Source organism: Streptomyces spiralis, from assembly GCF_014654675.1.
Taxonomy (GTDB): domain Bacteria; phylum Actinomycetota; class Actinomycetes; order Streptomycetales; family Streptomycetaceae; genus Streptomyces; species Streptomyces spiralis.
On record NZ_BNBC01000008.1, the window covers coordinates 105,643 to 120,041 of the forward strand.

Here is a 14,399-nt window from a genome sequence, read left to right on the forward strand (position 1 = left end):
GGTGACGCATCAGGAGAGAAGCCACTCATGAGCACCCCGAACACCCCTTTGAACGCCCTGGCCGGACAGCGCGTCGTCGTCATGGGCGGCAGCTCGGGCATCGGCGAGGCGTCCGCCGCCTTCTTCGCGGCGGACGACGCGGAGGTGATCATCACGGGCCGCCGCCAGGACCGGCTCGACGCGGCCGCGTCCCGCATCGGCGGCAAGGTGACGACGTACCGCCTGGACGCGTCCGACCGCCCGGCGACGGACGCCTTCTTCGCCGAGTCCGGCCGCATCGACCACCTGGTGATCGCGCTCAGCGGCGCCAAGGGCGGCGGCCCCTTCGCCGAGCTGGACCTCGCGGAGCTGGCGGAGGGCTTCGACGGCAAGTTCTGGCCGCACGCGCACGCCCTCCAGGCGGCCCTGCCGGCCCTGCGCCGCGACGGCTCGGTCACACTCGTCACCGCCGGCTCCGCCCGCGCCGCCCTGCCCGGTACGGCCGGCCTCGCGGCGATCAACGGCGCCCTGGAGGCGATGGTCCGGCCGCTCGCGGTCGAGCTGGCGCCCCTGCGGGTCAACGCGGTCTCCCCGGGCGTCATCGACACGCCCTGGTGGGACTCCGTGCCGGCCGAGCAGCGCCAGGCCCTCTTCGACGGCTTCGCGGCCGTCACCCCCGTGGGCCGTGTCGGCCGCCCCGAGGACGTCGCCCGCGCGATCCACATGTTCGCCGCCAACGGCTTCGTGACCGGGGTGGTCTTGGAGGCGACGGGCGGGGTGACCCTGGCGACGGGGCGCTGACACATCGGTCGCGCGCCGGCTCCCTCCGGGACCGCCGTGCGCGTCAGGTGGTGACGGGCTCTGCGACCCGTCGCCGTGCGGCCCACCGCCGAGACGGCTACCTTCGTCGAAGGCGCGTCGACACCAAGGGGAGGGCAGGCCACCCCCAGGGAGGCGATGTGAGCCCACGGGAGACACAGGAGCACACCGCGCCGGGAAACGCACACGGGCCGGCGCGCAGGCAATTCCTCGGTCTGTGCGCCGGGGCCGGGCTGGCCGCCGCGGCCGCCTGCGACGGCCCGACCGCGAGCCACAGGCGCTCCGCGCCGCAGAGCCGGCGCCCGGAGGCGGAGCGGGACCGGCCGGGTACCGGTGACTGGCGGATCGGCTCACTCGGCCCACCGGACGCGGTGGCCGGCTACACCGACCGGGTCAGTGTCACGCCCGGTCAGGAGTGCGGCCTGCACGTGTCCACGACCGCGTCGGCCTTCCGCGTGTCGGCGTTCCGCGTCGGCTGGTACGGCGGGGCGCTCGCCCGGCTCGTGTGGCGCTCCGGACCCGTCGCGGGACACGCCCGGCCCGGCGGCCGGCCGGTGTCCGCCACACGCACGGTCCGCGCGGACTGGCCGCGCACGCTCACCCTGGCCACGGAGGGCTGGCCCGAGGGCGCCTACCTGATCCGACTCGACGCCGACAGCGGCCACCAGCGGTACGTTCCGCTGATCGTGCGCTCCACGCAGGGTGCCGGCCGTACCGTGCTGCTGCACGCGCCGGCCACCTGGCAGGCGTACAACAGGTGGGGCGGCTACAGCCTCTACGCCGGTGCCTCCGGCGCGTACGAGACCCGCTCCCTCGCCGTCAGCTTCGACCGGCCCTACGACGCGAACGGCGCCGAGAAGTTCCTGGTGTACGAATGGGCCGGCGTGGTCCTGGCCGAACGACTGGGCATACCCCTGGCGTACTCCACCGGGACCGACGTGCACCGCGACCCGGGGGTGCTGCACGGCGCCACCGCGGTGGTCTGCCTGGGGCACGACGAGTACTGGACGCCCGAGCAGCGCCGGTACGTCACCGCGGCCCGGGATGCGGGCACCAACGTGGCGTTCCTCGGCGCCAACACCTGCTTCCGCCGGATCCGCCTGGAGACCGGTGAGGCGGGGCCGGACCGCACGGTGGTCTGCTACAAGTCCTCCTACCGCACCGACCCCTGCTACCCGTCCCGCCCGGCCCTGGTCACCACCGACTTCCGGCAGGCCCCGGGCGCCGACCCGGAGTCGTCGCTGACCGGAGTGCTGTACGAGGGCTACCCGGTGGACGCCCCCTACGTGGTGCACGCCGCGGACCACTGGCTGCACGAGGGCACGGGAGTCCGCCCCGGCGAGAGCTTCGACCACCTGGTCGGGGTGGAGTACGACCGGGTCACCCCCGGCGCGCCCGCCCCCGGCCCCGGACCCCTGGAGATCACCGCGCACTCGCCGCTGGTGTGCTCCGGCACCCGCAGCCACAGCGACTCGGCCTACTACACGGCACCCGGCGGGGCCGGGGTCTTCGCGACGGGCACGATGCGGTGGGTGGAGGCGCTCAAGGCCGGAACCCCCGACGGGGGCCGCGACCACGGCATGGACAGCCGTACCCGTGCCTTCGTCACCCGCACCACCGAGAACCTGCTGCGCGCCTTCGCCGAGGGCCCCGCCGCCCACCACCGGCCGGCTCCACGGCCCGACGCGGGACAGTTGTACAAAGCCGCGTAGGATCACGGGCACGGCATTGCGTGTCGGTCACCGGCTGGGTGAGGCATGGAGGTGCCCGTGAGATTGCCTTGCGGAGGCATTCCACATATGTCAGTCGAGTTGAATCACACCATCGTCCATGCCCGGGACAACCGGGAGTCGGCCGAGTTCCTGGCGCACATCCTGGGGCTCGAGGTCGGGACCGAGTGGGGCCCGTTCATTCCCGTGGCCACCGGCAACGGGGTCACCCTGGACTTCGCCGCCGTCCCGGCGGAGTCGATCGTCATGCAGCACTACGCGTTCCTCGTCTCCGACGAGGAGTTCGACGCGGCCTTCGCGCGGCTGCGGGAGGCCGGGATCACGTACTACGCCGATCCGCTTCTGAAGCAGCCCGGGGAGATCAACCACCACCACGGCGGGCGCGGTCTGTACTTCATGGATCCGGCCGGGCACGGGATGGAGATCATCACACGGCCCTACGGCAGCCACGAGCAGCGGCCGACGGGATCATGACGCAGCGCAGGTGAGCCGGCTTCCGGGCCTCCGGGGTGGCGGCGACGGTGCCGCATGCGGCACCCCGTCTCGTCACTCGTCCGGGTGTGGTCGCCGGCCGGTGAGGGACGGCTGCCGTCGCTCGGGTCAAGGGCCAACGGGGCGTTTTCCAACAGGAGTCGGCCGGCCGGTGAGCCGGTGCGGCGGGAGGACGGCCGTCGGGCTGGTGCGCCGTGCCCGCGGTCCGGTTCTAGGATGGCGTTCGCGGGCGCGTGAGCTGTCGGGCCGCCGCCGACCGCGGGCATGGTGAACGGGTGCTCGTGGGCCGAGGCCCGGACGGGAATCCCGGCCCGATTACGGCAGGCCGGGATTCCGTGTCATGTGCCTGGCTGCAGGGCCCCGGCCCGATTACGGCGGGCCGGGGTTCTGCGTCGTCGGCGAGGTGCGGTTCGTTCAGTAGCCGCCCTCGTCGTCGCCGTGGTCGCCACCGCGGTCGCCGCCGTAGTCGTCGTCGTGGCGGTCGATGACCCGGAAGCTGCCGACCACACCGTTCTTGACGTGCACGCCCCTGACGTCCTTGGGCGTCACGCCGAAGCTGGTGCTGTGGGGGCCGACGGTGGCGATGGGGGCGCCGTTGTCGCAGGTGACCCCGCGGAAGACCTCGATGGTCTTGCGGCTGTCGTTGCGGATGTTCAGGCTCGTGGAGCCCAGGCCGCTGACGATGACGGCGCAGCCCCGGGTGTGGGCCGAGAAGGACCGCTCGTTGATGTGGATCCAGCCCTTGTCGAAGTCCCGGCCGCCGCGGTCGTGGTCGTTGCCTCCGCGGTCGTTGCCGCCGTGGTCGTTGCCCTCGTTGCCCTTGCCCCCGTTGCCGCTCTGGGTGCCACCGTCCATGGGGACCTGGGCGGGGGCCTGCTGGACTGCGGCGGCCGGGGCGGCCTGGGGCGCGGGGGCTGCGGTGGCGTAGGTGATGCCGGTGGCGGTCAGGGCCGCCGCGGCGGCGACGGCCGCGGTGATTGCGTGGGAGCGAGTCATGATCATGTCGCTTCTCCTGTCTCAACTCGGAGAGAGGGATCGGCTGTGCAGCCGACGCATGATCGAACGTACTGACACCTCACATGGCTGTCATATCGGGCGTATCGGGCGGGCCGGTTTCCGGGGCCGATCGGGGTACCTGGCGAGCCCTCAGACGGGATGCCCGACGGGCCGATCGCCCGTCAAATTCCCTGGTCCTCCAGTCGGATTGAATGGCAATTAGTCCTTAAAGGTGATCTTCTGACGCCCGCTCACTCTTCGCGGCAGTCGAGCACCGGAGATTGTCGGCGAGTCGCTGCTTGACATGCGGAAAACAGCCCTCGGTGGAGCGCGGCAGGCCGGTGGTTCCGGCGGCGCGGGCACGGCCGGTCCACGCAGGTGATCAGGCACCACGGCGTGCCCCGGCGGGCACGGCCCGGCTCCCCGAAGCCCTACTTCGGGGAGACCAGCACCTCGGGTCGGTAACCGACGAGCAGGTTCCGCACCCGGTTCAGCTCTTCGGGACCCGCCTCGCTGTGCCAACGTGACGGGTCGGCAGGGCGCCGGCCCCACAGCAGCAGATTTCGGGTGGCCGGATCGCTCTCGATCGTGGCCGGGCCTGTCGGCGCGTCAAATCCGATGTGGACGCCGCTCCGGTCGGCCGCGACGACGATGTCGTCGGTTCCGGGTGAGCGGAGCCGCCCTTCGATCCGCTCGTCCGGCCCGAGGCCCAGAAGGGAGGCGCCGAGTCGCAGGAGGGGCTTGCCCACCTCGCGGACACTGTGCTCCGTCATCCAGGAGTGGGAAAGAGCCTCACGAGCCGTCGAGTCGTCCCCCGTGAGATCCCAGCGGTGGAGGATGAGCTCCTCCCGCATGTGTTCCGCGAAGAAGGGGACCTTCACGGTCCTGCCCGTCCACTCGACCTCGGTGTCGGCGGGCAGGTCGGTGGCAGCCGTCTGCGTGACCTCCGTGAGCTCCTCGCATCGAGCCGCGAACGCCGCCCACAGTTCCGCGTCGGACAGCCGCCTGTACGGATCCTCGCGTTCGAAACCACGAGTCCCGACGGGATTCCCGGCCAGCCGGGCCGCGAGAACCCGCGCGAGTTCCTCGGCGTTTCCAGCCTGGTGAATCAGAATGTCCCGGGCGGTCCAGGCCTCGCACCACGCACCCGAGTCGGGCCGCCGAGCCTGCATGGCACGAACGAATGCCTCCCACTCGGGAAGCACTTCATGGACCCGTTGAGAAACCATGCAGCGCAGCATAGGTGAAAGGCGCTGGAGGACCGCGGAGCTCTGCACCTCGGGGCCGCAAGGACTCTCGCCATGTCTCGTACCACGCGCCCGGGCTCATCGTGTCCGCTCGCTCGAGCCTGCCCGCACGGCCTGCGCGTGCGATGTATAGCTTGAGGCGGATACCGGCTCTGGACACTGCGACGCTCAGGGAGAATTCATGGCCTCGAAGCCCCCCGTTCCCCCCTTCACCCGGGAGAGCGCGATCGAGAAGGTCCGCCTCGCCGAGGACGCGTGGAACACTCGGGACCCCGAGCGCGTGGCCCTCGCCTACACGGTCGACAGCCGCTGGCGCAACCGCGCCGAATTCGTCGACGGACGCGAGGAGATCGTCTCCTTCCTCACCCGGAAATGGGCCAGAGAGCTGGACTACCGGCTCATCAAGGAGCTGTGGACCTTCGAAGGGAACCGCATCGCCGTGCGCTTCGCCTACGAGTGCCACGACGACTCGGGCAACTGGTTCCGCTCCTACGGCAACGAGAACTGGGAGTTCGACGACGAGGGCCTGATGCGGGTCCGCCTGGCATCCATCAACGACCTCCCCATCAAGGAAGAGGAACGCAAGTACCACTGGCCCCTCGGGCGCCGTCCCGACGACCACCCGGGACTGAGCGACCTGGGCTTGTAGCGCGGCCGTCGCGCCGGCCGGCGCCCCGCTCGGCGCCGCAGGTCGCCAGGCTGCACCATCTGCGCCGCCCGCTCGCGTCCAGGAACAACCAGCCGCAGGCCTCGCTGGGGCAGCTGCGGATCGTGAAGCGGCGCGGGTCCGCGAGGAGTTCGCCGGCGCTGCGGGCCACCGCGCACAAGGGCAGCCGCAAACCGGCGGCGGGGGAGGGCTGCCAGCGCCCGAGGCCGTCCTCGCCGCGCGTGAAGACCGAGAGTTTGGCGGCGTCCTCCACCACACCCGCCACCGCCGTGAAGGCCCGGGCGTCCGCCGGATCGGTCAGGCAGGCGTACAGGTTCGCACGGAACTCCCGGGCCTCGGCGAGCGCGGCGGCGGCCTCGTCCGGCTGCCGCCGCGCCTGCTCGCGCAGTCGGCCGACCATCCGGTCGTCGGCCAGGTCCATGTGGCCGGCCCAGACGGCGAGCGTGGCGTATCCGCGCAGCCACTCCGATCCGGGCAGCCGGATCCCGCCCCAGCCCGCGTAGGTGTTGCAGAACTCCAGCGCGGGGTGTCCGCTCGTGCTCCACGGCAGCCACTCGTCGCCGACCCGCACCGCGTAGACGGGGCCGGGTGGCCGGTCCAGCCGGTGGTCGGCCCGCAGCATACGTTCGTGCAGCGTCCGCAGCGGTGCGCCGGGTTCGATGCCGAACTCCGTCACCAGTGCCGTGCGCGTGGCGCGGTACAGCTCCAGGGCCTCGGCCTGCCGGCCGCCGCGGTACAGCGCGGTCATCTGCGCGGCGACGAGCCGTTCCCGCCCGGGGTGCTCTGCCACCAGCGGCGTCAGATCCGCCACGACCCGGTCGTGCAGACCCATGGTGAGCTGCGTCTCCGCTCGCTGCTCCGCGGCGGACAGGCGCAGCTCGTCGAGGGTGCCGCCCAGGCGGCCGCGGAGCCGGTCGTCGGCCACGTCGGCGAGCAGCGGGCCCCGCCACAGGCCGAGTGCCCGGTCCTGGAGGCGGATGCGCTCCGCTGGGTCATGGGTGTCGGCGGCCTGCCGGACCAGGCGGGAGAACTCCTGTGCGTCGATCGTGTGGGGACCCGGTACGACGGCATAACCGTCGTGCCGGGTCTCGACCAGCACCCCGTACGGTGAGAGAGCGCCGCGCAGCCGGCCGATGTAGGTGTGGACGGTGGCGCGCGCCGACGCGGGCGGATCGCCGTTCCACAACAGGTCGATGAGGTGTTCGGTCGTCACGGCGCGGCCCGCGTCCAGCAGCAGTACCGACAGCAGGCACCGTTCCTGGCGGCGGCTGCCCACGGACACCCGCCGTCCCTCGTGGTGGGCGGCGAACGGACCGAGCAACTGGAACTCCATGGCTGCCCGCCACCCTAGCGGGACAGAGAGTCCGCGGACCACGCCCGTGGTGGTGAGGGTTTGGTCAGCGGCAGGGGAGACACTCGCCTACGCCTTCTCGGCGCACCCTCGTTCAACCCTTCGACCAGGGAGAGTCATGCGACGAACCGTTCTCGCTCCGCTGGCGCTGGCCGCCGTGCTCCTGGGAGTACAGCCCGCGACGGCCGCGCCCGCGTCCGCCGGCCCCGGCAACGGCACCCATGCGGAAGTCGGTACAGGTACCGGATGGGATCCGGCACCCTCCGCGCCGTTCGACTTCGGCGCCGGGCTGCGGTGCGACTTCCCCGTTCACGGCGAGCCCGTCGTCGACCGGGTTGTGCAGCATGTGCTGGACACCTATCCGGACGGTTCCGTCAAGCGGGTGTTGTACAAGGGCGACTTGGTCATAAGGGTCACCAATACCGGGACCGGGGCCTTCTACGACGCCGACGCGAGCGGCTCGGCCCTCGTCGAGTACCGGACCGACGGCTCTCAGTTCTGGGCCGCGCACGGCCCGGTGCTGGTCGGCGTCGGCGAGGGCAAGGGGAACCTGCCCCGTGGCCTGTATGTCGTCGACGGTGTGTACACGATGAGCATCGGCGCCGACGGGTACAAGGCCGTGAACCTGGTACGCGGCACCACGGACGATCTCTGCGCCCGCATCGGCTGAAGCCGCTCCGCGCGACCACGCGCCCACGCGACCACGCGCGCACCGGCGCCCGTGCGCCTGCCGGGCGCCGCCGTGTGTCCACGCGTTGCACATCACCGCCAAGTGGCGCACGTCGAGGCAGGTCGATGCCCGCATGCCGCGAGGCCGTCATTCCGGGATCATCCGCCGTCCACACGGCCGGATCAGAGTCTGAAGGCTTCAGGTGCCAACGCGCACTCATCGACCTTGCTGAGGACCACATGTGTCTTGACGGACATTGCGAGCACAACGCCGAGCTTCTCGCGCCCGACGCCACGAGCACCGACGCCGAGCGCAGCGGCGAGGTGGGAGCCGGACCGGGACGTCGGCGACTGCTCACCGCGGGGATGGCCGGCGCGGCCGCTCTCACCCTTTCCCCGGTCTCGTTCGCGCAGGCGGCCGACGGCTCCGCCGGCGGCACCGCCCCGACCGGTGGCGACGAGACCCGGATCATCACCGGGTTTCTGGAGACCGGGGTCGCGGACTTCGTCTACCTTCCTGTCGAAGTCCCCGAGGGCGTGCGGAAGATCGCGGTCTCGTACGCGTACGACAAGCCGGCCGTTCCCGCCGGGACCCCTGGCAACTCCTGCGACATCGGCGTGTTCGACGAGCGGGGGACCGCGCTGGGCGGGCGCGGCTTCCGCGGCTGGTCCGGTGGTTTCCGTACCTCGTTCGAGATCGGCAATAGTGACGCGACACCCGGCTACCTGCCCGGCCCGGTCAACGCCGGAACCTGGCACATCGTGCTCGGCCCCTATCAGGTGGCGCCGCAGGGCATGCACTACCAGGTCCAGGTGACGCTGACCTACGGCGAACCCGGGCCCGCCCGTGTGAACAAGTACCCGCCGCGGCGTGCCAAGGGCCGCGGCCGGGACTGGTACCGGGGCGACTGCCACCTGCACACCGTCCACTCCGACGGCAAGCGCCTGCCGAGCGAGGTCGCGTCCGGCGCGCGCGCCGCCGGACTGGACTTCATCGTGTCCACCGACCACAACACGCCCGCCTCGCACGCGGTGTGGGGCGAGTACGCCGGACCCGACCTGCTGATCATTCCCGGTGAGGAGGTCACCACCCGCAACGGGCACTGGCTGGCCCTCGGCCTGCCGCCCGGCGAGTGGATCGACTGGCGCTACCGCTCGCGCGACGACGCGTTCGGTCGCTTCGCGCGCCAGGTCCACCGCGGTGGCGGACTGGTGGTTCCCGCGCACATGTACTGCGCGTACGTGGCCTGCCAGTGGAAGTTCGGCTTCGAGGACGCCGATGCCACCGAGGTGTGGACCGGACCGTGGACCTACGACGACGAGCACGCGGTCAGCACCTGGGACCAGAAGCTCGGTGAGGCAGTCCGTACCGGCGGGCGCTGGCTGCCGGCCATGGGCAACAGCGACGCGCACAGCGATCCGCAGGTCATCGGTCTGCCGCACAACGTCGTCCACGCGGACGACCTGGCCACCGACTCCCTCATGGAGGGGATCCGCGCGGGCCGCAACTGGATCGCGGAGTCGTCCACCGTCGAGCTGGCCTTCACCGCCACCGGCCACGGCAGACAGGCCGGCATCGGCGAGAAGCTGAACGTCCCCGCCGAGGCGCCGGTGGATGTCCGCCTCGACGTCCGGGGCGTGCCCAACGGCACGGTCCGCTTCATCACCGACGAGGGCCAGATGCACCAGGAGTCGGTGGGCTCCTCCGGTTCCGGCACGGTGGTGTGGCGGACGACCGCCTCGCTGGCGGCGTACGTGCGCGCCGAGGTGCGTCACCCGATGCCGGACGGCAGCCCGGGGCAGGGCAACACCATGGGTCAGGCGCTGATGTTCGGTCCGATGGCCGCCCTGACCAACCCCGTCTTCCTGGAAGCGACACCGGCACCGCGAAGCTGACGACACGACGGACGGGCTGCGAGGAACGTCAGTGATTCCGGCTTCAGTGGTTCTGTCTCAGGGGCCGCAGTACGGCGGCCCCTGCGCGCACGAGTGCGTTCAGGGGTTGGCCGATCCATTGGGCGAGGTCACGTGGCAGGGCGGGGTCCAGTTCGACCACCACCTTGACGCAGCGGGTGGCCAGTGGCGTGAGAGTCGTGGGAGCCGGGGCGGGGGCGGAGGCCCCGGCCGGGGCGGAGGCAGTGGTGTCCGGTCGGCGCTGGAGTGCAGCCCGGTAGGTGTTCTTGCGCTGGTTCACACGATGTCCTGACGGTTGATGAGCTCCTCAGCGAGGTCCATGTACGCCGTGCCCTTCGCGTCGACGGGGCTGCCGAACGACTGGGCGTACAGGTCGAGCCGCGGAATGTGGGTCGACAGCACGTCGAAGCCCCGCTCGGTGAGGGCCTCGCGGGCGTCGGCGTCGGGGCCGGTGCGCGTGGCGTCGGGACGGTTCGTGCGGTTCAGCAGGACGGCGGCGCGGGCCTGGTGGGCACGCAGGGACTGCATGTCGTCCATCTCGCGGTCGATGGGTGCCATGCGGTCGAGCTCGATGGGGGCCGGCGTCACGGGCACGATCCACTCGTTCGCGTACCTCATGATGCTCCGGGCGATGGGGGCGTGGTCCTCCAGCTGCGGGGCGTCGAACACCACTGCCTGCCGGTTGTCGAGGAAGTCGTTCACCCGCCGATGCACGTCGCCCACCGGAAGGGCGAGCACGGGAAACGGGAAACCGCCCGCCAGTTCGCTCCAGCGCAGCGCCGAGGACGCGGGATCGCTGTCCACGAGCAACGGCGCACGGCCCGACGCGTGCAGTGCGTGGGCCAACCAGACGGCGCTGGTCGTTTTCCCCACTCCGGGCTTGAGGTTCACGAATGCATAGCTCAGGGGCACGGGAGCCGACGCTAACGGCCCCGCGCCGACCGCTTTCGTCGGCACGGAGCCACTACGCACGGTTCACCCTGTGGCGCCGGTGAATCATTCCCACGGGCTAACGTGGTGACTGCCGGACGACACGGTCCGGTTCAGCGCACGGTGATGGTGACGGTGGCCGTGCTGGTCGCGGCGGGCAGCTTGGTGGTGTCCACGGCCAGGTACTCGCCGTCGTCCTGCAGACCGTCGGGCAGGATCTTGGCGTGCAGGCCGTACGGTGCCGCGTCGTTGGAGACGCCGTCGACGCCGAAGTCGCTGTCGTTGCTGACCACGATCGTGCGGCCGCCGTCGGTGGTGGCGACGCCCTCGATCTTGTCGTGGCCGAAGAAGCCGCCCGCCGGGTCGAGGCCGGTCACCAGGGCGCCCAGGTCCAGATACGTGCTCTTGGCGACCGGGGTGACGCCGACCGCCTTCAGGGCGGCCGCTGCCGTCGCGGTGTCGTCCTGGCCGACGTACGCGTCGACGGTCCGCCGGTCCGCGCCGATGAGCAGCCCGCCCCTGGCCCCGTCGTACACGCTTCCCGGCACCCGGGCCGAGGGGCCCACGTCGGTCGCGTCCTTGATGTCGATCCGGAACAGCTTCTTGTACGCGCCGGGCTCCATGGCGCCGTCCCGCTCGTCGACGAGGAAGGTGGTGTCGCTCAGCGCGGTGATCTCGCTGACCGCGCCGCTGTTCTTCTTCGGGTCGTCGAGCAGGTAGACGTACTCGTGCGTGGCGTGCGTGCGCAGGTGGTACGTCACGATGCGCAGCGCGGTGACGTTCTTGGCCTTGACGCCGGCGGGCAGGTCGGGCTCCTGGAGCGCGGACTGCATCATGCCGACGAGCGTGCTGCCGTCGGGCGTGATCGTCAGGCCCTCCATGCCCTTGTTCGGCACCCGGGCGGACAGCTCGGCCGGGAGCGAGCCGTCGAAGGGCGACAGGCGCTCGATCGCCCGGCCGTCGCGGGAGAAGTGCGTGATGTACGGCCCGTACTCGTCGGACACCCAGAAGGTGCCGTCCGGCAGAGCGACCAGGCCCTCGGGGTCGTAGCCGTAGGGCGAGGCGGGCAGCGCGTCGCCGGCCAGGTCGACCAGGGACTCGCCGGTGTCCGCCTGGGTGCTGACATGCCCGTTGTAGGGGGTGCCGTCGGCGGCGCGCAGCGGGATCGTTTTGAGGATCTCGGCCGTGGTGCCGACGAGTCGGATCCTGGCGATGGCCGGGACGAAGTCCGGCAGCGGCAGGGCCTTCCTGCCGTCCGGGGTGTCCACGTTGGGGCCGCGATCGGTGATGCCGTAGAACTCGTCCTTCGAGCCCGGTACCGGGTACAGCGAGGAACCGAAGGCCCCCGCGGAGAGCTTCACTCCGCCGATGGTGGCGAGCGGGGGCAGGTGGGTCCGGTACAGGCGGACGGCGTCGCTGACCTTGTAGGTGAAGCGGTCGGTGCCCCGGAAGCCCGCGTCCGGGGTGTAGCCGAACGAACCGTCCTGACGCACCGTCAGGGATCCGTGGGCCGTCCTGGTGTGCGAGACGAGGGTGACCGGGCGTCCGCTGTCGTTGCTCAGGAAACCGTGCCCCCGCACGGTCAGGGTCCGGCCCGCGTGGGCGGCGTAGGCGTCGGGGCGCGCCGTGAGCGCCGGCCTCCCGCCGTGACGAGCCGTCTCGGCGGCACCCGCCGAGCCGCTGCTGCCGGTCAGCGACAGCACCGCGGCGGTGGTCACCACAGCGGTGGCTGCGGCGATCGCCCTTCTCGGATGAGACATCGGTTCCCTCCCGGTCCGTGCGTCTGCTGGCGCACCGCACGACCGGCGAGTCTCGTGAGCGCACATGTCCGGTGCGGCACGGGGGAGTTGCGGGGAACCCTTGATCGGGTGACGCGGAGGTGACCGACGGGTACGGCCCTCGCCGCGCCCGCAGCGCCCCGAGCGCCGAGGGCCGGCGCCGTGTCGCGCTTCCGACGCCCCGAGTTCAGACGGCCCACGCCCGGCAACCACTTGGTGATCACACACCGGACGGACGCTTTTGGCATGACCACAACTACATCGCGGGCTCGTCGCCTGCTGACGCCGCCGGCGATCGCCATGGCCGCCGTCCTCACCGCCACGGTCTCCGCGCTCGCCCCCGCACCGGCCGCGTTCGCCGACTCCGACGCGGTGCCGACGTACGAAGTGAAGATCGACCTGACCACCGCCGCGCTCGACGCGTCGCACACCCCGACCTCGGCCGTGAGGTCGGCCTTCGGCATCACCGGCTCGGCCAAGGCGCGGTCCTACGAGTACCTGGACACCGGCGCGCTCGACCTCGACGCCGAGGGCTGGGACGTGCGCCTGCGCCACAAGACCGGGTCGTCCTTCGAGGAGAGCTACAAGAAGCGCTTTCCCGTGGCCGACGGCGACATCGACGCCGCCCTGGACGAGGCGAACGCCGCGGGCTTCGACAGCGGCGACACCAACTACGACGCCGAGGTGGACTGGGGCTACGCCAAGCAGACCCTCAGCTTCACCGACGAGAAGAGCCACAGCGCGAGCGGCTACTCCGGGACGTCGATGCCGTCCGGCAGCACCGCCCGCACCTGGCTGGTCGACGACATCCCCGGCAAGCTCGACGACTGGCTCTACGACAACTGGGGTTCGGACACGCTCAAGGCCGCGCGCGTGCACGGTCCCGTGACCTCGCAGGTCTGGTCGGGTGCGTGGGAGTCCTCCGACGACGCGAGCATCGAGGTCCTTCCCGTCGTGGGCGCGGACGGGACCGGCACCGAGTACGTCGTCGAGTTGTCGTTCAAGACCGACGACTACGCGGACGCCGCCGAACTCCACAGCGACGCCGTCGCGGTCGCCGAGGCGCACGGCTGGCTGTACCACGGCGACATCCTCAAGACACAGCTGATACTCGACCGCTACTGAGCCGGGCGCAGGGCCGAGCCCGGAACGGCCGGGCCCGTCATCGAGGACATGCCGCGGGTTCGTGCCGGGTCTGTGACAGGTGGGGCACGGCTGCGCGACCTGATCCCCAACCGGCTGGGGACGCGCTCGGTGATGTTCAGGAACAGACAGCAGACGCCGACCGGCCGGTCCGATGCGTCACACAGCCGGAAGGCGGGGTTGGAGCAGACGCGCTCCCGGCTGGGATCGGACTTCGGGCGGCCCCGCAGGTGCAGGTCGAGCACAGGCCGACCGGTTCTGAGCACCTGCCGCATCGCGGCCTCGAGGGTCTCGCCGTCGAGCCTGGGCTGCACGTCGGTCACACGTCGGCCGAGCCGCTCCTCGCGGGTGCCGCCGCCCAGGAGGAGCAGGAGGTCATTGACCCAGACATAGTGCAGATCTGTGTCGAGTACGGCTGCGGCAACCGGTGAATGTGCGAGCAGCCGGTCGAGCGTATGGGTGCGCCTCCCATCATGGCTCTTGATCCCCCCGCCGTTGATTGCACTGAGCGTCGCGAATTCGTGCAGGGATCATGATCGAGTCCGCTCCGTCCAGCTCGCGACGGTCGGTCCACTCGGCTCGCGACAGTCGTTCCGCCCAGCTCGCGGACGCGGGCCAGGACCCCGGGTGAGCGCCCCGCCACCACAGGTGCCGACCGGGCGGGGCGCGCGCTGAACGCGGGCG

General features: G+C 71.4%; 14 protein-coding genes. 7 read left to right on the forward strand and 7 right to left on the reverse strand.

All coding sequences use genetic code 11. From position 1 onward, the window contains the following. Positions 1–27: 27 nt before the first annotated feature. The 3 genes from IE318_RS11215 (at position 28) to IE318_RS11225 (ending at position 3,002) form a co-directional block, all read left to right on the forward strand. Positions 28–780 carry an SDR family oxidoreductase gene (locus IE318_RS11215; RefSeq protein WP_051844552.1) on the forward strand — a complete coding sequence of 251 codons (753 nt, stop codon included), beginning with the start codon at positions 28–30 and terminating at the stop codon, positions 778–780. A gap of 158 nt (positions 781–938) precedes the next feature. After that, on the forward strand, positions 939–2,510 hold the full coding sequence (locus IE318_RS11220) for a N,N-dimethylformamidase beta subunit family domain-containing protein (RefSeq protein ID WP_229903450.1): 1,572 nt from the start codon (positions 939–941) through the stop codon (positions 2,508–2,510). Between the two features lie 87 nt (positions 2,511–2,597). Beyond that, complete coding sequence (locus tag IE318_RS11225; RefSeq protein WP_030177005.1) at positions 2,598–3,002, forward strand: VOC family protein; 405 nt, start codon at positions 2,598–2,600, stop codon at positions 3,000–3,002. Positions 3,003–3,434: 432 nt separating this feature from the next. Here the strand turns inward: IE318_RS11225 and IE318_RS11230 are convergent, their stop codons facing one another. Next, positions 3,435–4,022 carry a hypothetical protein gene (locus IE318_RS11230; protein WP_229903451.1) on the reverse strand — a complete coding sequence of 196 codons (588 nt, stop codon included), beginning with the start codon at positions 4,020–4,022 and terminating at the stop codon, positions 3,435–3,437. Between the two features lie 425 nt (positions 4,023–4,447). After that, positions 4,448–5,293 (reverse strand): maleylpyruvate isomerase N-terminal domain-containing protein, encoded by an 846-nt coding sequence (locus IE318_RS11235; RefSeq protein ID WP_229903452.1) that lies wholly within the window; start codon positions 5,291–5,293, stop codon positions 4,448–4,450. A 151-nt stretch (positions 5,294–5,444) separates the two neighbouring features. Between IE318_RS11235 and IE318_RS11240 the strand changes: the two genes are divergently transcribed. After that, entirely contained in the window at positions 5,445–5,912 is a 468-nt protein-coding gene (locus IE318_RS11240; protein ID WP_030177009.1) for a nuclear transport factor 2 family protein, read from the forward strand. Here IE318_RS11240 and IE318_RS11245 read toward each other — a convergent pair. Beyond that, on the reverse strand, positions 5,830–7,263 hold the full coding sequence (locus IE318_RS11245) for a BTAD domain-containing putative transcriptional regulator (protein WP_189899216.1): 1,434 nt from the start codon (positions 7,261–7,263) through the stop codon (positions 5,830–5,832). The genes IE318_RS11240 and IE318_RS11245 overlap by 83 nt on opposite strands. Before the next feature lie 136 nt (positions 7,264–7,399). On the opposite strand from IE318_RS11245, the gene IE318_RS11250 reads away from it, so the two are divergent. Both IE318_RS11250 and IE318_RS11255 read left to right on the forward strand, forming a co-directional pair. After that, the gene (locus IE318_RS11250) at positions 7,400–7,951 is read left to right on the forward strand and encodes a hypothetical protein (RefSeq protein ID WP_189899219.1); all 552 of its coding nucleotides are present in this window, start codon (positions 7,400–7,402) and stop codon (positions 7,949–7,951) included. Positions 7,952–8,316: 365 nt separating this feature from the next. Further along, the gene (locus IE318_RS11255; protein ID WP_229903476.1) at positions 8,317–9,846 is read left to right on the forward strand and encodes a CehA/McbA family metallohydrolase; all 1,530 of its coding nucleotides are present in this window, start codon (positions 8,317–8,319) and stop codon (positions 9,844–9,846) included. Between the two features lie 43 nt (positions 9,847–9,889). Here IE318_RS11255 and IE318_RS11260 read toward each other — a convergent pair whose 3' ends face one another. From IE318_RS11260 to IE318_RS11270, 3 genes are all read right to left on the reverse strand, one after another. Beyond that, positions 9,890–10,144, reverse strand: coding sequence for a hypothetical protein (locus IE318_RS11260; protein WP_189899224.1), 255 nt, complete (start codon positions 10,142–10,144; stop codon positions 9,890–9,892). Continuing rightward, positions 10,141–10,776, reverse strand: a complete 636-nt coding sequence (locus IE318_RS11265) for a nucleotide-binding protein (protein ID WP_229903453.1) — start codon at positions 10,774–10,776, stop codon at positions 10,141–10,143. The genes IE318_RS11260 and IE318_RS11265 overlap by 4 nt, the downstream gene beginning before the upstream one ends. Before the next feature lie 131 nt (positions 10,777–10,907). Next, the gene (locus IE318_RS11270) at positions 10,908–12,554 is read right to left on the reverse strand and encodes an esterase-like activity of phytase family protein (RefSeq protein WP_189899226.1); all 1,647 of its coding nucleotides are present in this window, start codon (positions 12,552–12,554) and stop codon (positions 10,908–10,910) included. Positions 12,555–12,818: 264 nt separating this feature from the next. Here IE318_RS11270 and IE318_RS11275 point away from each other — a divergent pair, with 264 nt between their 5' ends. Further along, entirely contained in the window at positions 12,819–13,697 is an 879-nt protein-coding gene (locus IE318_RS11275) for a hypothetical protein (protein WP_229903454.1), read from the forward strand. Here the strand turns inward: IE318_RS11275 and IE318_RS46495 are convergent. After that, positions 13,691–14,242 carry a PAS domain-containing protein gene (locus tag IE318_RS46495; protein WP_189899453.1) on the reverse strand — a complete coding sequence of 184 codons (552 nt, stop codon included), beginning with the start codon at positions 14,240–14,242 and terminating at the stop codon, positions 13,691–13,693. The two genes, IE318_RS11275 and IE318_RS46495, sit on opposite strands and share 7 nt — an antisense overlap. Between the last annotated feature and the right edge of the window lie 157 nt (positions 14,243–14,399).